The following is a 17,508-nucleotide window of genomic DNA, read 5'->3' on the forward strand; positions in this document are numbered from 1 at the left end:
CCACCCGCATACGGCACGGTGCCGAACGCGGTCACGGGCACCCAGGCGGCATCGCCGCCGGTCATCATGAGCGTGTGAGCGAGCCCGCGATCGATATCGACCGACCGCACCGGCCCACCCAGCCGCCGCCGTCGGCGACACCACCCGAGCCCGGCGCGCCCACGCGCGGTCCGTGGCTGGTGGCCGCCGCCACCACGGTGACGCTGCTGCTGCTCGCCGGTCGGTACGGCTACCACCGCGACGAGTTGTACTTCCTGCTCGCCGGCCGACACCTCGACTGGGGTTACGTCGACCAGGGGCCGCTGGTCCCGGCGTTGGCCCGGCTGCTCGACACGATCGCGCCGGGCAACCTGGTCGTGCTGCGTACCCCGTCGGCGGTGTTGGCCGGCGCTGCGGTGCTGCTGGTCGCCGCGATCGCCCGCGAGGTGGGCGGCGGTCGGGGCGCACAGATCTTCGCGGCGGTGCTCGCCGCGCTGTCCGGCATCGTGCTCGCCAGCGGTCACCTGCTCAGCACCACCACCGTCGACCTGCTGGTGTGGCTGGTCGCGGCGTGGTGCGCGGTGCGGTTGCTGCGTACCGGTGACTCCCGTTGGGCGCTCGGCATCGGGCTGGCGCTCGGCGTGGGCATGCTCAGCAAGGTGCTGCCGGCGTTGCTGGCCGTGGGGCTGGTCGCCGGGGTGCTCATCGCCGGGCCCCGTCGGCTGCTGCGCGACCGGTGGGTGCTCGCCGCCGCCGGAGTCGCCGCCCTGCTGGCCGCACCGAACCTGATCTGGCAGGCGGCGCACGGCTTCCCGCAGCTCGGAGTGGCCGCGTCCATCGCCGACGGAGAAAGCTCCTACAGCGGCCGCCTCGACGCCCTCTACCTCCAGTTCGTCATCATCAGCCCGTACGCTGTGCCGATCTGGATCGCCGGCCTCGTCGCCCTGCTGCGGCGACCGACGTGGCGGGCGTACCGGGCGGTGGGCTGGGCCTGGCTGGTGGTGATCGGCATCGTGCTGATCGCCGGCGGCAAGGGCTACTACGACGCGCCGCTGCTGCTGGTCCTCACCGCGGCCGGCGCGGTGGTCACCGCCGCGTGGGCGTCGCGTGGGTCGGTCCGGCTGCGGCGAGGGCTGCTCGTGCTGGGTGTGGTGCCGTTCCTGCTGCCCAACATCGTGCTGTTGCTGCCGGTGCTGCCGGCCGATCGGTTGCCCGGTTTCGTGGTCGACGTCAACTACGACGCGGGCGAGACGATCGGTTGGCCGGCGTTCGCCGACTCGGTCGCCGCCGTCCATCGTGGCCTGTCTCCCGAGGAGCGTTCGCGGGCCGTCGTCCTGACCGGCAACTACGGTGAGGCGGGCGCGTTGGCTCGTTTCGGTCCGGCCCGTGACCTGCCCCGCGCCTACTCCGGGCACAACAGCATGGTCGACTTCGGTCGGCCACCCGCCGACGCGGACGTGGTGATCGCCGTCGGCTGGGACGGTCCCGGTCGGTTGAACTCCTGGTTCGAGTCGTGCACGCAGGCCGGGTGGGTGGACCAGCGCGTCGAGGTGGATAACGACGAGAACGGCGGCCCGATCCACGTGTGCCGAGGGCTGCGGCGTCCGTGGGCGCAGATCTGGGACACCGAGGTACGCCACACCGGGTAACAGTGCTCAGCCGGCTCCGCTGGTGAGCCAGGTCTGGATGCCGACCAGTGCCTCGGGCCCGGAGTTGGCGTCGACGTCGCGGGCGAGATCGGCGATCGTGACCGCGGCGAGCGCCTGCCGCCAGGCGTCCTCGGCTGCCCACATGGCGCGGGCGACCGGGCACGGTGTGGTGCAGGCGTCGGCCGGTGTCGCGAACGGGCCGCGCTGGCGGATCTCGGTGCAGACGAAGGTGGGACCCGGCCCGTCGATAGCCCGCACCACGTCGAGCAGGGTGATGCTCCCCGGCGCGCGGGTGAGGACGTAACCGCCGGACTTGCCCTGCACGGAGTGGATCAGCCCGGCGCGGGCGAGGGACTGGAGCTGCTTGGCGAGGTAGCTGCTGGAGACGTCGTGCAGCTCCGCCAGCTTGGCCGCCGGGACGGGCGTGTTGCTGGCCGTGAGGACCACGCAGCAGTGCAGCGCCCACTCGACCCCGCCGGACATCTTCATGACGTCACCCTAGTCACCCCGCTACTCGGACTCATTCTGTCCGAGTATAGTTCCCGGACATAAGAGGTCCGAGTTTGGCGGGGCGTGGTGAGCCGGACAAAAGACCACACACTCGCAGGGAAGGTGCATGACCGTGAAGATCGCCGTACTGGGCGGGACCGGCCTCATCGGGTCGCAGGTCGTCAAGATTGTGCAAGCCGCCGGGCACGAGGCGGTGCCCGTCTCGCTGTCCACCGGGGTGGACCTGCTCACCGGGCAGGGCCTGGACGAGGCGCTCACCGGCGCCGAGGTCGTCGTCAACCTGACGAACTCGCCGACCTTCGACGACGCCTCCCCCGCCTTCTTCCAGACGACCATGGACAACCTCCTGGCCGCCGCCGGGCGCGCGGGCGTCGGGCACGCGGTGGTGCTCTCCATCGTCGGCGTCGACCAGGTGCCCGACCTGGCCTACTACCGCGCCAAGGTCCTCCAGGAGGACATCCTCAAGGCCGGCCCCGTGCCGTACTCGATCGTGCGCGCCACCCAGTTCTTCGAGTTCGTCGAGGCGATCCTGTCCTGGACCGCCGACGACACCACCGTCCGTCTGCCCAGCACCCCGGTGCAGCCCATGGCCGCCGCCGACGTGGCGCAGGCCGTCGCCGACGTCAGCATGGGCGCGCCCCTGCAGGGCATCCGCAACGTCGCCGGCCCCGACGTCTTCGCCCTCGACGAGTTGGGCCGGATCACCCTCGCCGCCCGTGGCGACCAGCGCACCGTTACCACCGACAGCGCCGGCATGTTCGCCGCCGTCCCCGGTGACGCCCTCATCGCCCCCGCCGGGGCCGTCATCGCTCCCACCGCCTACCGGGAGTGGCTCGGCCGCCAGAGCTGACCCGCCGACCGGCCCGCACGTCGCCGTGGCGGTCGACCGCCACGGCGACGTGCTGTGCGGGCGCTCAGGTTACGGCGACGTCGGGGCGGTCGTCGCCAGTTCACGATCGGGCACCGGGTCGACGGCCGGGCGGCGGGGAAGCAACAGGGGGCTGGCGAGGATCAGCAGTCCCGCGACCGCGATGGCCGTGCGAGGGCTGGTGGCGTCGGCGAGCAGTCCGCCGAGGGCGCTCAGGACGGCGATGGCGGCGCTGCTGCCGATCGACCAGGCGGTGAGCGTACGGACGGTGTGATCTCGGGGGGTCTGCTCCAGCCGGTACGTGGCGAGAAGCGGGTTGTACAGGCTCATGCTGAGGATGATCGCGAACTCGACGGCGATCACCGTCGCGAGTCCGGCGACGCCGGGCTGGACAAACGCCAGGCCGATCAGCCAGACCGCGCGCAACGTCCCGACGGTACGCAGGATCCGATGTCGGCCGTAGCGCGTCACGACCCGACGGGCCAGGCGTGAACCGACGAGTCCGCCGAGGCAGGGCACGGCGAAGGCGAGACCGTACTGCCAGGGCGGGAATCCGAGGTCACCGAGCAGGAGCACGGCCAGCAGTGGCTCGGTGGCCATGATCAGTCCGCTGACGAGCAGTTGGTTGAGGTAGAGCGCCCGCAGACCTCGGTGGGTGAGGAGGTGCCGCCAACCGTCCAGCACCGCACCGGCCCGACCCTGGCGTCCGCCGCCTCGCTCCGGACGTTCCTCCCGGCCGCGGATCGCCGTGATCCCCAGCGCGGACAGCAGGTAGCTGAGCGCGTCGGCGCCGATGCTGGTGACCGGCCCGAACACACCGACCGCCGCGCCGCCCAGGGGCGGCCCGAGCGCGATGGCGCTCCACGTCGTCGATTCGAACCGTGCGTTCGCCGAGAGCAGGTCGTCCGGCCGGACGAGAACCTTGAGGTAGGCACCACTGGCCGCCCCGAAGGCGATCCTGGCGGTGGCGACGACGGCCGAGACGACCAGCAACTGCGCGAAGCTGACCCCGCCGAGGGCGTACGCGACGGGGATCGTCAGCAGGGCGGCGAACCGGACCAGGTCCATCGCGATCATCACCGGCCGCTTGCGGCGAAACTCCACCCACGGGCCGAGCGGCACCGCGACCAGCGCGCCCACCGCCGGGCCCACCGCGGACAACGCGGACACCTGGGCGGGGTTGGCGTCCACCACGAGCACGGCGATCAGCGGCAGGGCACCGAACCCGAACCCGGAGCCGTACGCGCTGACCGCGTACGCCGCCCACAACCAGCCGAACCGTCGCCCCAGGGACCGTCTCGCGACCACGCCCACCCCGCTTCCGGACAACTCTTCGTTGACCGATGCGAGCAAAGCAGGAGCAAGGACCACTGATCAAACAACCGAAGGAGCGGACAGCCACAACCAGACGTTGTGTGGGTAGGGTGCACGCCGTGGATCTCGACGCCGTGCGTACCTTCGTCGCCGCCGCCGACGCCGGCCAGTTCCAGGACGCCGCCGCCGTGCTGTCGATCACCCAGCAGGCCGTGTCCAAGCGCATCGCCGCCCTGGAGAAGGACCTTGGGGTACGCCTGTTCAACCGCACACCGCGCGGCGTCCACCTCACCATCGACGGTCAGACGTTCCTGCCCCACGCCCGTGAACTACTCCGGGTCGCGGCGCGCGCCGACGCATCCGTACGCCCCGGCCGGCGTGCCCTGCGCGTCGACGTGCACAGCCGACGGATCGCGCCGGCCGTGGTGCTCCAGGACTTCCACCGCGCGCACCCACACGTCGAGCTGGACGTCGTCACCCTCGACGCCGACGTGCACGCCGCGACAGCCGCCGTCGAGGCGGGAGCGGTCGACGCGTCCTTCCACGCCGTGCCCGTGCCCGCGCGGCACCTGCCGGACGCGATCCGAGTCGCCCGTGTGATCGACGAGCACCACGAAATCCTCGTCGGGCCGCGCCACGCGCTCGCCAACGCCCGCGTGGTCACGCCCGCCCAACTCGCCGGGCACCGGATCTGGATGCCCGGCATGGCTCCCGGCAGCGAATGGGCCGACTACTACGACGAACTCGCCACCGCCTTCGGGCTGACCATCGACCTCGTCGGCCCGGTCTTCGGCAACGAGGCCCTGTTGGCCGAGATCGCCGACTCCGCGCACCTGGCGACCCTGGCCGGTGAACGCACGCGGTACCTGTGGCCGGACAGCTACGACCTGCGGCGGGTGCCCGTACGCGGGCCGGCGCCGATCTATCCCCTGTCCCTGATCTGGCGCGCCGACAACAGGCATCCCGCGCTCGGCGCGCTTCGCGACCACCTCGACTCCCGACACACGCGGACGCGGATACCCGAGGCCGAGGTCTGGTTGCCGACCTGGGCAAACACGATGGTCCCGCCGCGCCCTTCCGTGGAGCGCGGCGGGACCACGTGACCTACTTCTTGACGACCCACCGGATCCGGCGGGTGTGCCACAGGGCCACCACGCCGATCAGCACCAGCAGGACGCCGGCCGCCGCGACGGTGAAGATGGACGCACCGGTGACCGGCAGGCCGCCACCTCCGCCGTCTCCGCCGCCGCCCGGCCGTGTGGACGCCTGGTTCAGGCCCACGAAGTCGGGGATCTCGTCGGTGCCGCCCAGGTAGGCCTGCTTCTCGTCAGCGGACTTGGTGACCGCCGTGAGTGACTTGTCGACAGTGGCCGGCAGCGTCGCGTGCTGTTCCTTGAACCCGCTGTCACTGAGCTTGGTCGTTTTCACCGGTTGGGTGAAGTCGACGCCGCCCGCTGTCACCTTCACGCCGTTCGGCAGCTCGTACGTGGTGGCGTTGATTTCCTTCACGTACTGGTTGAAGACGTCCGTCGGGGTCCAGTCGTCCTCCCGCTCCAGGGCGCTGACGTCGTTGCTGTCGATGCCGGCCTCGGCCGCGCGACCGTCGGCAGCCATCCGGGCCCGGTACCACTCGGCGGCCACCCGGCTGATGTAGACCCGGCGCAGGTCCTTGAACCCGGGCGCTTCGTTGACGGCCTCGTTCAACTCGGGCAGCAGCAGATCCCGGTAGACGGCCATCGACGGCTCCGGGTTGGCCGGGCAGGTGAAGTTCGGGTCGCCCGGGATCGTGAAGTCGAACGCCTCGGCCTTCACCTCGAGCGGCGCGTCGAGGATGTAGAGGCGGTTGCCCTCCTCGCGGATCGTCGCGGTCTTCGGGACGATCCACTGCCGGATGCAGGCCCCGTCCAGGCCGGTCATCCGGTTCCAGTACTCCAGACCGAGCGCCGTCTTCGGGTCCTGCAAGCGCGTCCAGGCCCGCTTCAGTTCCAGGTCGGCGTCGAGCATGACGCGACCGACAGCGGTACGGCCGAGGTACTCGTCGATCACCTTGTCCGGCTGACTCGGGTTCAGGTTCACCCAGAACCGCGACGACTCCACAGTCATCCAGGTGCTCAGGGCCTCGTCGGCGTCGTAGATCTGGACGGTGCCGTCCTTCGACTCCTGACCCGGGGTGGTGGCCGTCTCGAACGAGTACGTGTCACCCGTCGATCCGCCACCGTCGGTGACGTACCGCAACTGGACCGACGAGAAGTCGATGCCACCCGGCCGGATCGGCCCCAACTGCTTGCCGACCGCCTTGCTGACCGCGCTGCCCTTGGCCAACTCCTCCGGGGTCTTGGGCAGGATCGGACCCGACTTCTTCGTCTCGTTGAGCAGCGTCTGGACCGCTACCTGCTTCGCACCCGTGTTGCGGTTGTTGGTCCGGTCCCGCAGAGCCTTTTCGTCCTCACCCGGGTTGCCGTTCCAGCGGTAGCTGTAGGTGAACTTGTCCCGGACGTTGGCGTTCTTCAGCGCCGGGTCACAGGTCTTCTTGCAGGGTTCGATCTCGGAGTAACCCTCCTTGATCGGTGATGCCTTGGCCGGCTGGTACGACACCTTGCCGGTGTTCGGGTCGAACTCGATGCGCGGGGCCTTGCCCTGCATCTGCTCGATCAGGCGGATCTCGGCGTGCTTCGTACCATCGCTGTAGCCGATGATGTACTTGCCGTCCTGCAGTTGAGCGATCGCGTAGTTGCCCCGGACGTTCGTGTACAACTTGTCGGTGGTCTTCGCCGGCCGGTTGTACCGGAGGTCCAAGCGCGCCTCCTGTAGGTACACGCCCAGCTTGTGGCACCCGTACCCGACCAGGCCCTGCGGCGTGATCGGCGCACACCGGGCATCGATGATCGGCCACGGCGCGGCGGCCTGCGGTCCGGCGTGTGCGGCGGCCGGCGCGATGCCGATCACCGACCAGATCAGGACCAGGACCGCCGCGAGTCGCGTCAGCACCGCGATCCGCGAACGCTCCTTGATGACATTGCCCATCAGATTCGGTGTCCCCCTTCGCACCCGTGCCACGAATGGCCCCCCAACGCGCGACGAAGATCGAGCGGCGGCACGGGTGATGGTGTGTTGACCCGCTTGTCACAGGCGAGTCCGGACATGTCCGTACGTCAATGTCGAACGGACCCGAGGGATGCTAGGCGGTCAATGTTAAGGACGTGACCCCGACCGACATTTCGGAGAAGGGCTAAAGGTCCGATTGGTCGGCGTAGTTACCGGTGGCGATGTCCCACGAGAGGGCGTCCCAGTAGTTGTCCGAGGTCATCGCCTGCGCGTCCCACTCCGCGATGACACGCTGCATCTCGTCCTTCGCGTCTTCCCACTTCTCCGGGTTGCCACCGACGATCGCGGGCGCGAGCCCGGCGACCAGGCGAAGCGAGCGCGCATACAACTCGATCGACGAGTTCACGAACGTCATCGACCCGTTGTGGTCGAGGACGTACACCGCGCCCGTGGCCGGATCGAGACAGAATTCGCCGCCCCACGCGTCCGTGCCGTACCCGAATCGGAGCATCCCGTTGCGCTCAACCAGATCCGGGCCGAGCAGGAACAGGTCGTACTCGTCGAGGCGCAGGGCGTCCGGCAGGTCCGCCGCCGCCAGTCGCTCCCGCACCTCCGGCGACAGCGACTCCCACCCGTCGAGCGTGTGCACAGATGACATGGTGGTCAATCTATCGACCACCGAAGGCCGGCGCGGGGATCAACCCGGCCGCGTCATCAGACGCGCGGAAGCGTCATTGCGCGCGTGGCACCGACCGTAGACACGATGCAGCCCGAACTCGGTGAAACCCCAGTCCACCAATGCCGCGGCGGCCTCGGTGGCCAACCCTCGACCGCCGTGGTCCGGGTGGACGACGAACCCGAACTCAGCCGTCCGGTCGGCCTCGCTGCGCCACACCAACTCCACGTGCCCGATCACCCCGGTCTGCTCCACAACGGCCACCGTGAGGCAGTCGCCCTCCACGCGGAGCGCGTCCTCAGCGGTCATGGCGAGCACCGACGCCCGCGACTGCTCCCGGGTACGCGGCCCGGCACCACGCATCCACCGCGTGACGTCGGACCTGCGCTGGTACGCGTACACATCGTCGAGGTCATCCGACCGGACCGGACGCAGCGTGAGCCGCGCGGTGCGGATCGGGTAGGTCGGGGCGGACACCAGCCGATCCTATGGTCTGGTCGACCACGCCCGGTCGGCTCTCGCACCTGGCCGCTGACACCCGCGCGCAACGGTCTACTCTGGCCGGTATGTCCGACTCCCGCCTGCTGCGCATCGGCACCCGCAACTCCCCGATGGCGCTGGCACAGGCCGAACGGGTCCGCGCGATGCTCGCCGACCGGCACCCCGACGTCACCGTGGAGGTGAGGTCGATGTCGACCAGCGGGGACCGGTGGCTCGGAGACCTGGCCGTGCTGGGCGGCAAGGGGGCGTTCACCAAGGAGGTGGACGCCGCCCTGCTCAACGGGGACGTCGACCTGGCCGTGCACTGCGTCAAGGATGTACCCGGGGACCGACCGGCGCCGGCGGGAACGGTGCTGGCCGCCTACCTCGCCCGCGATGACGTCCGGGACTGCCTCGTACACCCGGGCGGCCTGCGCATCGAGCAGCTGCCCGCCGGCGCCCGGGTCGGCACCTCCGCCGTACGGCGGGTCGCGCAACTGGCCCTGCACTGGCCGGACCTGGTCCCGGTGCCCATCCGTGGCAACGCGAACAGCCGGCTGGCCAAACTCGACGCCGGTGAGGCGTACGACGCGCTCCTGCTCGCGGTCTCCGGTCTGCAACGCATCGGCCAGGCCGACCGGATCACCCACCCGATCGACGTCGACTCGATGATCCCGGCGGTCGGCTCCGGCACTCTGGTGCTTCAGTGCCGCGACGACGACACCCGCACCCGCGACCTGGCTGCGAGCCTCAACGACCCGCGTACCTGGCGGGAGACCATGGCCGAGCGGACCATGCTGCACATCCTGCAGGGCAACTGTCACTCGCCGATCGCCGCGCTCGCGCGCACCGAACCCGACGGTCGTCTCGGCCTGCGCGCGAGAGTCATCAGTCTCGACGGCAAGACCGTGCTCGACGTGCACGAGTGGGCCGCGGACCCGATCACCCTCGGGACGTCCGTCGCCGCGGCGCTGTTGCGCCAGGGCGCCCGTGAACTCCTCGACCTGCCCACCCACGGATCGGCCTGACCCGCGCCGGACCCGTCCGCTGGCCCGGCCGCAGGTGCTCAGGCCAGCGGACGCCGCCGGTCAGCCGGTGGGACTGCCGAACCAACGGGCGAGCTGTTCGTCCAGGTCCCGTTGCCCGTCGCCGATCCAGGCGATGTGACCGTCCGGGCGTAACAGGACACCCGGAGCGTCCACGGCGGCGGTGGGGTCGGCGAGGTGATCGACCCGGTCCGACCAATCGCCGACGGTCAACCGCCCGGTCCGGTCCAGCAGCAACCCACGGCCGCTGTGCATCACCTCGTAGAGGGTTCCGTTTGTGACGGCGATGTCGCGCAGGCGGCGGCCGAGCAGATCCGGGCCCAGGCCGAAGTCGTACCGGATGTCGATGCCGGTGATCTTCTCGATCAGGCGGCGGTTCACCACGTCGAGGTCCATCAGCTCGGTGAGCAGCCGGCGCACCGCCTGCGGGCCGGGTTCGGGCGACAGCAACTCCGTCTGGGCGCGGGTGTTGTCCAGCACCTCCGCGGCGACCGGCCGACGTTCCTCCTGGTAACTGTCGAGCAGAGTCTCCGGCGCCCAGCCCCGGACCTGCGCGGCCACCTTCCAGCCGAGGTTGAACGCGTCCTGAACGCCCAAGTTGAGGCCCTGTCCGCCGATGGGTGGGTGGATGTGCGCCGCGTCGCCGGCGAGCAGCACCCGCCCCACCCGGTACCGCTCGGCCAGGCGGGTGGCATCGCCGAACCGCGACAACCAGCGCGGGGAGTGCACGCCGAAGTCAGTTCCGGCAACGACCCGCAACTGTGTGCGGAAATCCTCGAGGGTGGGCGGTTGGGCGCGATCGCTGACGTCCCCGGCGGGGACCACGACGCTGTACACCTGCCCGCCGAAGGGCCGCAACCAGAACGGGCGGTGGGTCTGGCCGACGGTGGCCACTCGGGCCGAGACCTCCTCCGCCGGCGCTGTCAGCATCACCTCGCCCATCAGCGTCTCGGTCCGCGAGGGCTCGCCCGGGAAACCGACGCCGAGCAGTTTGCGTACCGTGCTGCGCCCGCCGTCGCAGCCGACGAGGTACCGCGTTCTCAGCTGCTCCCCGTCGGCCAGCTCGACCGTCACCCCGTCCTCGTCCTGGGTGAGACCGGCCACCACGGCACCGCGCCGGACCTGTGCCCCCAGAGCGATCGCGTGCTCTTCGAGCAGACCGACGATGACCGGTTGCGGGATGCCCAGCAGATAGGCGTGCGCGGTGTCCAGGTCCTCGGGCGCCGGTTTGTCGATGGCAGCGAAGAAGCCGCCGGCCGGGCGCTGCCGGCCCCGCTCGCGGACGCGCTCCAGGAGACCGCGCATCGCCATCACCTCGAGGGTGCGTACGTGCAGGCCGACGATGCGGGCGAACGACGTGGGCTCGGTGTCCTTCTCCAGAACGAGAACCCGGACATCGTGCAGCCGCAGCTCGGCGGCCAGCATCGCGCCGGTCGGGCCGCAGCCGCTGATTATCACGTCGAACAGGGGTCGGCGTTCGGGGCCGGTGACCGGCGACGCCGCAGTGGTGTGTTGCCCAGAGTGCATGGGTGTTGCCTTTCGGGAGTGGCGAGGCGCTCCCGGCGACACCTACGTCAATCGCCCGACCGTGACGGAGAGGGGGAGCACCCACATCGCTGCAACGTTCATGGGTCTCACCTCCTCGGGCAGGGTCACGTTCCCCAGCAAACTACAAGCCCCGGCGTCGTCGCGTCCACCGCATTCTCGGCGCATGCCGTCGTCCTGAACTGCCCCAGCCCATCGGGCTTGTCGGAGCGCTGGCCTAGCCTGACGAGATGCTGTCGCAGGTGAAGGGCTTGACCCGGCATTTCACCGAGGAGACCCTTCGCGCGTACCTCCTCGATCGTTCGGTCCGCCGAGACGACGGCTGCCTGATCGTGCGCGGTTACGGCAGCCAGCGGGGCGTTTATCAGAAGGTCGCCGGTCGGGCTTGGGCGCACATCGCGGCCTACGTCGTCTTCGTCGGCAACTTCGATCCGGACCTTGATGTGCACCACCACTGCGGCGTCCCAGACTGCATCGAGCCCACGCATCTGCGACAGGTGAACCACGCCGACACCTGCCGCAACCGCACGCAGCACCCGCACTGCCGCAACGGGCACGAGCGGGAGATCGACCCCGCGAGCGGTCGGTACCGCAAGGTCTGCCGAGTGTGCAACAACGAGGCGCAGAAGAGGTGGCGCTCGCGTCAGGCCGCAGAGGTCGCCGCCGCCCGTGCCGCGTACGGGCGGCAGGCGGGCTGAGGGTCCGCACCACCGTCTCGATCCCGGCCTGGCGTCAGGTGGAGTACTCAAGTCAACTCACGACACCATCCTGAATCATTACGCACAAGAACTGTCATTATGATGCACGTCCGGTACGCACCTTTTGTGGCAGGTAATTACTGGATTTTTGTTACTGGTAATCCAATAATGCTGACGGGGTGGCTCCCGGCGACGTTGAGGTCTTCCGCCATGACCCTTCACCGGGCGGCGACCCGCTGACTGGCGGCCGGACGCTTGATCACCGCCGCGCATCGCGACGAGGTCCGGCGCGTCGATCAGGTCGCGCTCGTTCGACGCTGCCGTCGGCCCGGTACACAGGCGCCGGGCCGACGGCAGCGTCGGTTCAGGCTGCTCGGTAGCGGGTGGCCAGCTCGGGGCTCTGCGCGCCGAACGCCGCGAGGTCGGCCTTGAAGACCGCGTCAAGGAGGCCGGTGTCCTCGACGCCCGGAGCGCAGACCGTCTCCCCCAGTTCCAGGCCACGCAGGCTGGCGGTGACGACGTCGTCGGCCGTCATCCGGGGCATCCGACTCATGTCCAGGCCCTGACGCTCGTGGAACTCGGTGGCCACCACACCCGGGCACACGACCTGCACGGTGACCCCGGTGCCCTCCAGCTCCGCGCTTAGGGTCTGGGAGATGGCGACGAGGTAGGCCAGGCTTCCGCCGTAGACGGCGCGGCGGGGCATCTGGGAGTGCGGGGCGGGACCGCTGAAAGCGATCATGCCGGCGACGTTGATGATGGTGCCTTCGCCGCGTTCCTGCATACCCGCGACCACGGCGCGAGTGAGCATGGTGGGCGCGAGGACCTTGACGTTGACCAACTCGGCGGCCTTCGCGGCGGGGAGGTCGGCGAGGGGCATGTAGTGGGCGACACCTGCGTTGTTGACGAGCATGGTCAGCGGCTCGGTGGCGCAGATCTCAGCGACCGCGTCGATGCCCTCGGTGGTGGACAGGTCGGCGGCCACAGTCCTGACCGTGACCTCGGGGTGGGCGGCGGCGAACTCCTCAAGGCGGTCCTTGCGCCGGCCCACGATCACCAGGTTGAAGCCGTCGGCGGCCAGGCGTTCGGCGAAGGCCCTGCCGATGCCGGAGGTGGCGCCGGTGACGAGCGCGAGCTTGCTCACTGTTCTTCCTTCTTTCTGTGGTCGGCCGCCGCGGTCATCGCTCGGTGCCCTTGCGCCCGATTCGCGCCAGCACGATGTGATTGTCGTGCGGTCTCATGCACCAAGCCTGCGAAACGGCAGGGCGAGCAGCCAGACGTCTGGCCTTCCTGGGAACGCCGGTACCAGGCTGGCCGGAGTCGGCGCGGGCACACTGGCAGTCGTGGCAACGACGGAATTCGGGCAGGCGGTGCGCCGCTGGCGCGAGCGGGTCTCGCCGGAAACCGCTGGACTCCCCGTCGGCGGTCAGCGGCGTACCCCAGGGCTTCGACGCGAAGAGGTGTCCCAACTGGCCGGGATCTCCGTCGACTACATCACCCGACTCGAACAGGGTCGCGCCACCAGCCCGTCGCCACAGGTCGTCGAAGCCCTCGCCAGAGCCCTACGACTGTCCGGGCCGGAGCGCGCGCACCTCTACCAGCTGGGCGGGCTGCAGCCGCCCGGACCGGACAGCGTGCCCGCCCACCTCACACCCAGCGTGCAGCGCGTACTGGACCGGCTGACCCACACCCCTGTCGCCGTCTTCGACGCCGCGTGGACGCTCCTGCTGACCAACCCGTCCTACGCCGCCCTCATGGGCGACCCGTCCGGATGGCACGGCCACCAGCGCAACGCGGTGTGGCGCAACTTCCTCACCCCCAGCGACCGCGTACGACACACCCCACGGTCACGGCACGCCCTGCAGAGCGCCCTGATCGCCGACCTGCGCACCGCCACCGCCCGTTACCCTGCCGACCAGCGGCTCGGCCGGCTGGTCGCTGAACTGCTCATACAGAGTGACCGGTTCGCTGAACTCTGGAACACCGGCATCGCCGGCCACCACGAAGCCGCCCGCAAGACGATCGACCACCCGCACGTCGGCGCTGTCACCCTCGACTGCGACATCCTCACCGTGGCCGGCAGCGACCTGCGCATCATGGTCTACACCGCCGAACCCGGCACCGAGGACGCCGAGCGTCTGGCCCTGATCACCACCCTCGGCATTCAGACACTCGTCAACTAGGGCGTTCGCCTTCACGCACGCCGGTGGGTCGGCCTGTGAGGCGGTGGCCTCGGTCGACGGGCGGTGGTAGTTGATCTCCGCTGGACGGTTTTCACAATACGATCGCTTCCCTCCCCCTTCATTCGAGGTCCGGATCTTGACCGAGTTGTACCCGCCGATCGAGCCGTACGACACGGGCATGCTCGACGTCGGCGACGGCAACCGCGTCTACTGGGAGGTGTGCGGCAACCCGGCCGGTAAGCCGGCGCTGGTCGTCCACGGCGGTCCCGGTTCCGGGTGTGGGGCCGGCTGGCGCCGGTACTTCGACCCCGACCGGTACCGGATCGTCCTGTTCGACCAGCGTGGTTGCGGCCGCAGCACACCGCACACGAGCGACCCGGCGACCGATATGCGGCACAACACCACGTGGCATGTGATCGCCGACATGGAGCGGCTCCGTGAACGCCTCGGCATCGACCGGTGGCTGCTGCACGGCGGTTCCTGGGGCTCCACACTCATCCTGGCCTACGCGCAGCAACACCCCCGACAGGTGTCCGAGATCGTCATCGCCGCCGTCACCATGACCCGGCGCGTCGACATCGACTGGCTCTACCGGGGCGTCGGCCGGTTCTTCCCCGAACAGTGGGAACGATTTCTCGAAGGCGCCCCGGGCACACCCCGCGACGGGGACGTCGTCGCCGCCTACGCCCGCCTCATGGAACATCCTGACCACGCCGTGCGGGAAAGGGCCACTATCGATTGGTGCGCCTGGGAAGACGCAGTCCTGTCCGGAGAGACCGGCGGCGTGTCCAACCCATACGGCGACCGCCCTCCCGCGGCACGGCTGGCCTTCGTACGAATCTGCGCGCACTACTTCTCCCACGGTGCGTGGCTGGAGGAAGGCGCACTACTGCGCGATGCCGACCAGTTGGCCGGCATCCCGGGTGCCCTCATCCATGGACGACTCGACCTGGGTGGACCGCTGCAAACAGCGTGGGACCTGCACCGCGCCTGGCCCGACTCCACCCTGACCATAATCGAGAGCGCAGGACACCTCGGCACCACCGAGACGCGGGAGCACGTTCTTCGTACCCTCGACCGGTTCGCCGTCAACGACGCCCCTCGGGTGTAAAAACACCGGTGATTCGACCTGAGGTCAGCCCCACGTGAGTGGTGCTCAAGGAGCCTGCTCCTAGACTGGCCGCATGCGGCAGGCGCTGAAAGACCTGACCTTCTCCGAGCACTCTGAATGGTTCGGCTTGGGCCCGCTGGCGCTCGCCCTCCTGGCCGGTTTCCGGGCACTCGTGGTCGACGCACCCTTCGCCCGCTGGGCTTGGACCGCCGTCGCCGTCCTCATGCTGATCCTCTGCGCCGTCTACGTCATCTGGACCAGGAAGAAGCGCTCCTGACCAGGAGGGAGGGCAGGCACCGCCATTCGCTGATCGCGGCGACCTGCACGGTGGCTTCGTACCGCATGGCGAGCTTGCGGCGGTTGATGCCGTACTCCACGGCATGACACTGCGTAGGTAGCGGGCGGTTCTGTGACGCCCGGTCAGGGCCGGAGCCAGCGGTCGAACCAGGCCCGGGTCCGACGCAGGACGTCGAGTTGGTGGTTGCGTTCCCGGATCGAGTGGCCCTCTCTCGGGTAGATCACGAACTCGTGTTCGACGTCGAAGTGGCGCAGCGCCCGGTGCAGGTACACGGCCTGTCCGAGGGGGACGTTGGTGTCCTCGGCGCCGTGCAGGATGAGCACCGGAGTGCGGATGTGGCTGGCGAAGGAGACGGGGCTGACCGCGTCGTGTCGATGTGGGCCGACGCCGGACCAGCCGGTGCTCCCACCGAGCGCCGCTTCGAACTGGCCGTTCTCCCCGGTCGCGGCGAGCATGCCCCAGTCGACGACGCCGGCGCCGACCAGTGCGGCGCGGAACCGGTCGGTGTGGCCGACGGCCCAGGCGGACATGAAGCCGCCGTGGCTCCACCCGGCGATACCCAACCGGTGGGGGTCGGCGATGTCCTGGGAGATGAGGAGGTCGATGCCGGTCTGGATGTCGGTCCACTCCTCCTGACCGACCCGGCCGGCGACGCTGGCGGCGAACTGGTGGCCGTGGCCCTGGCCGCCGCGCGGGTTGGGCAGGAACACCGCATAGCCGGCGGCAGCCAACCATTGTGCGCTGGGGAACCAGAACAACTGGCAACGGTCGGCGTAGCGGTCGTAGGGGCCGCCGTGCACGATCGTGATCAGCGGGAACGGGCCTTCGGAGCCAGTTCGTCCGACCGGGAGTACGAGTAGGCCGTCGAGGGCGAGGCCGTCGGTGGCCCGGTAGGCCAGCGGTTCCTGCGTACCGAGAGTGAGCCCGCTCAGTTCTGGGCGAGTGTCGGTGATCTTTCGTAGTGGCCCGGCCGGGGGCCCGACATGGACGTCGACGGGTCGATACCGGCTACCGGTCAACGCGGCGATCGTCCCGCCGGTGCCAGTGGTGGTGAGGTCGCTGAGGCGTCCCGGATGCTTCGACAGGATGGTGAGGTCGGTGGGGCCAAGCCGGGCCACTGTCGTGTTCAGGCCGTCGGCGAACACCACCAGTGCGGCGGCATCGGTCTGGCACAGCTCGGTGGGGCACATCGAGAGATCAGCGGTGCGGGTGCGCAGGACGCGGCTGCCCAGGGCGAGGTCGAACACGGCGGTACCGGCGTGTAGTGCCGGTGGGGTGAGGGCGAGGTAACCGAGGTGCCAGCCGTCCTCAGCTGGCCACCAGGCCAGCGAGCGCGCATCGGCCGCGACCGGTCCAAGGTCCTCCACGGTCGCTGTGACGTGGTCGAACAGGTGCAGCCGACCGCTGCGGGGGCCGTGGTCGCTGTCGGCGCTGGCCTGGGTGAGCACGGCGAGCGGGCCGCCGTCGGGCCGTTGCCGCAGGTCCACGACGTGTCGGTCGCCGAACACGTCCGGGGTGGTGACGCTGCCCGTGTGGAGGTCGAGCAGCCGCAGCCGGGCATGTGGTTCCCGCTCGCCGGCGACGATGGCGTCGTCGCGGTCCCGGGCGCGGCGGTCGTCCTCCTCGGTGGGTTCGTCCTCGGCGAGCAGGGCGACGAGGCCGGGGTCGGCGAGGGGCAGATGGTCGATGATGCCGGCGCGCCAGGTGGTCAACGCGGTCACCGTGGCGTCGGCGACGGCAAATCTGTACAGCTGTGGAGTGGCGCGGTCAGTGCGGTCGGACAGGAAGAACAACACCCTCGAGTCGGCCGACCAGCGTGGCCGAGACTCCGTCGCGGTGTCGGCGGTCGCCCGGCGCGATGCGCCCCCGTCATCGATGTCGACGAACCAAACCTGGGTGTCGAGGTGGTCACCGACCCGGCTGAGGGGAGCGACGACGTAGCCGAGCAGACGCCCGTTCCGAGCAAGTACGGGGGTCCGCAGCTCACGACCGTCGACTATGACCTCGGCGGTCAGACCTGTCATGCGGACCAGTCTGCCAACATCGGCGGGGCAACACGCGACCGGGCAGGACAGGTCGGCTGACGAATACGGGAACTCAGGGGCG

The 17,508-nt window shown here is 69.8% G+C and carries 16 protein-coding genes; 8 read left to right on the forward strand and 8 right to left on the reverse strand.

Annotation, left to right across the window (positions count from 1 at the left end; all coding sequences use genetic code 11):
- Positions 1-74: 74 nt before the first annotated feature.
- Entirely contained in the window at positions 75-1,628 is a 1,554-nt protein-coding gene (locus tag FHU34_RS17575) for an ArnT family glycosyltransferase (protein WP_208745021.1), read from the forward strand.
- Positions 1,629-1,634: 6 nt separating this feature from the next.
- Here FHU34_RS17575 and FHU34_RS17580 read toward each other — a convergent pair whose 3' ends face one another.
- Positions 1,635-2,117 carry an RrF2 family transcriptional regulator gene (locus FHU34_RS17580; protein WP_208745022.1) on the reverse strand — a complete coding sequence of 161 codons (483 nt, stop codon included), beginning with the start codon at positions 2,115-2,117 and terminating at the stop codon, positions 1,635-1,637.
- Positions 2,118-2,244: 127 nt separating this feature from the next.
- Between FHU34_RS17580 and FHU34_RS17585 the strand changes: the two genes are divergently transcribed.
- Positions 2,245-2,988 carry an SDR family oxidoreductase gene (locus tag FHU34_RS17585; RefSeq protein ID WP_244311712.1) on the forward strand — a complete coding sequence of 248 codons (744 nt, stop codon included), beginning with the start codon at positions 2,245-2,247 and terminating at the stop codon, positions 2,986-2,988.
- Between the two features lie 69 nt (positions 2,989-3,057).
- On the opposite strand, the gene FHU34_RS17590 is transcribed toward FHU34_RS17585, so the two are convergent.
- Entirely contained in the window at positions 3,058-4,314 is a 1,257-nt protein-coding gene (locus FHU34_RS17590; protein ID WP_244311713.1) for an MFS transporter, read from the reverse strand.
- A 125-nt stretch (positions 4,315-4,439) separates the two neighbouring features.
- Here FHU34_RS17590 and FHU34_RS17595 point away from each other — a divergent pair, with 125 nt between their 5' ends.
- Positions 4,440-5,423: a LysR family transcriptional regulator gene (locus tag FHU34_RS17595; protein ID WP_145781857.1), complete on the forward strand. Its 984-nt coding sequence runs from the start codon at positions 4,440-4,442 to the stop codon at positions 5,421-5,423.
- A gap of 1 nt (position 5,424) precedes the next feature.
- On the opposite strand, the gene FHU34_RS17600 is transcribed toward FHU34_RS17595, so the two are convergent.
- The 3 genes from FHU34_RS17600 to FHU34_RS17610 form a co-directional block, all read right to left on the reverse strand.
- Entirely contained in the window at positions 5,425-7,344 is a 1,920-nt protein-coding gene (locus tag FHU34_RS17600; RefSeq protein WP_145781859.1) for a hypothetical protein, read from the reverse strand.
- Positions 7,345-7,549: 205 nt separating this feature from the next.
- Entirely contained in the window at positions 7,550-8,023 is a 474-nt protein-coding gene (locus tag FHU34_RS17605) for an SUKH-4 family immunity protein (protein WP_145781862.1), read from the reverse strand.
- A gap of 39 nt (positions 8,024-8,062) precedes the next feature.
- Positions 8,063-8,518: a GNAT family N-acetyltransferase gene (locus tag FHU34_RS17610; RefSeq protein ID WP_145781864.1), complete on the reverse strand. Its 456-nt coding sequence runs from the start codon at positions 8,516-8,518 to the stop codon at positions 8,063-8,065.
- 89 nt (positions 8,519-8,607) lie between these two features.
- On the opposite strand from FHU34_RS17610, the gene hemC reads away from it, so the two are divergent.
- A complete protein-coding gene (hemC, locus tag FHU34_RS17615) occupies positions 8,608-9,549 on the forward strand; it encodes a hydroxymethylbilane synthase (protein ID WP_145781866.1) in 942 nt (313 codons plus the stop codon).
- A gap of 60 nt (positions 9,550-9,609) precedes the next feature.
- Here the strand turns inward: hemC and rox are convergent, their stop codons facing one another.
- Positions 9,610-11,034: a rifampin monooxygenase gene (gene rox / locus FHU34_RS17620; protein WP_208745171.1), complete on the reverse strand. Its 1,425-nt coding sequence runs from the start codon at positions 11,032-11,034 to the stop codon at positions 9,610-9,612.
- 308 nt (positions 11,035-11,342) lie between these two features.
- Between rox and FHU34_RS17625 the strand changes: the two genes are divergently transcribed.
- On the forward strand, positions 11,343-11,810 hold the full coding sequence (locus FHU34_RS17625) for an HNH endonuclease (RefSeq protein ID WP_145781870.1): 468 nt from the start codon (positions 11,343-11,345) through the stop codon (positions 11,808-11,810).
- A 364-nt stretch (positions 11,811-12,174) separates the two neighbouring features.
- Here FHU34_RS17625 and FHU34_RS17630 read toward each other — a convergent pair whose 3' ends face one another.
- Positions 12,175-12,954 (reverse strand): SDR family NAD(P)-dependent oxidoreductase, encoded by a 780-nt coding sequence (locus FHU34_RS17630; protein ID WP_145781873.1) that lies wholly within the window; start codon positions 12,952-12,954, stop codon positions 12,175-12,177.
- Between the two features lie 199 nt (positions 12,955-13,153).
- Here FHU34_RS17630 and FHU34_RS17635 point away from each other — a divergent pair, with 199 nt between their 5' ends.
- The 3 genes from FHU34_RS17635 to FHU34_RS17645 all read left to right on the forward strand — a co-directional run bounded on the left by FHU34_RS17635 (position 13,154) and on the right by FHU34_RS17645 (position 15,381).
- Positions 13,154-13,993, forward strand: a complete 840-nt coding sequence (locus tag FHU34_RS17635; protein ID WP_145781875.1) for a helix-turn-helix transcriptional regulator — start codon at positions 13,154-13,156, stop codon at positions 13,991-13,993.
- A 136-nt stretch (positions 13,994-14,129) separates the two neighbouring features.
- On the forward strand, positions 14,130-15,104 hold the full coding sequence (gene pip, locus FHU34_RS17640; RefSeq protein WP_244311714.1) for a prolyl aminopeptidase: 975 nt from the start codon (positions 14,130-14,132) through the stop codon (positions 15,102-15,104).
- 73 nt (positions 15,105-15,177) lie between these two features.
- On the forward strand, positions 15,178-15,381 hold the full coding sequence (locus FHU34_RS17645) for a hypothetical protein (protein WP_145781878.1): 204 nt from the start codon (positions 15,178-15,180) through the stop codon (positions 15,379-15,381).
- Positions 15,382-15,524: 143 nt separating this feature from the next.
- Here FHU34_RS17645 and FHU34_RS17650 read toward each other — a convergent pair whose 3' ends face one another.
- Positions 15,525-17,426: a S9 family peptidase gene (locus FHU34_RS17650; protein WP_145781881.1), complete on the reverse strand. Its 1,902-nt coding sequence runs from the start codon at positions 17,424-17,426 to the stop codon at positions 15,525-15,527.
- Between the last annotated feature and the right edge of the window lie 82 nt (positions 17,427-17,508).

Source organism: Micromonospora taraxaci, assembly GCF_007830095.1.
Lineage (GTDB): Bacteria > Actinomycetota > Actinomycetes > Mycobacteriales > Micromonosporaceae > Micromonospora > Micromonospora taraxaci.

Bases quoted from the DNA above. Each gene is read 5' to 3' on its own strand.
- FHU34_RS17645 (WP_145781878.1), top strand. From the start codon at position 15,178: ATGCGGCAGGCGCTGAAAGACCTGACCTTCTCCGAGCACTCTGAATGG.
- FHU34_RS17600 (WP_145781859.1), bottom strand. From the start codon at position 7,344: ATGGGCAATGTCATCAAGGAGCGTTCGCGGATCGCGGTGCTGACGCGA.
- FHU34_RS17605 (WP_145781862.1), bottom strand. From the start codon at position 8,023: ATGTCATCTGTGCACACGCTCGACGGGTGGGAGTCGCTGTCGCCGGAG.
- FHU34_RS17580 (WP_208745022.1), bottom strand. From the start codon at position 2,117: ATGAAGATGTCCGGCGGGGTCGAGTGGGCGCTGCACTGCTGCGTGGTC.
- FHU34_RS17585 (WP_244311712.1), top strand. From the start codon at position 2,245: ATGACCGTGAAGATCGCCGTACTGGGCGGGACCGGCCTCATCGGGTCG.
- FHU34_RS17650 (WP_145781881.1), bottom strand. From the start codon at position 17,426: ATGACAGGTCTGACCGCCGAGGTCATAGTCGACGGTCGTGAGCTGCGG.
- hemC (WP_145781866.1), top strand. From the start codon at position 8,608: ATGTCCGACTCCCGCCTGCTGCGCATCGGCACCCGCAACTCCCCGATG.
- FHU34_RS17625 (WP_145781870.1), top strand. From the start codon at position 11,343: ATGCTGTCGCAGGTGAAGGGCTTGACCCGGCATTTCACCGAGGAGACC.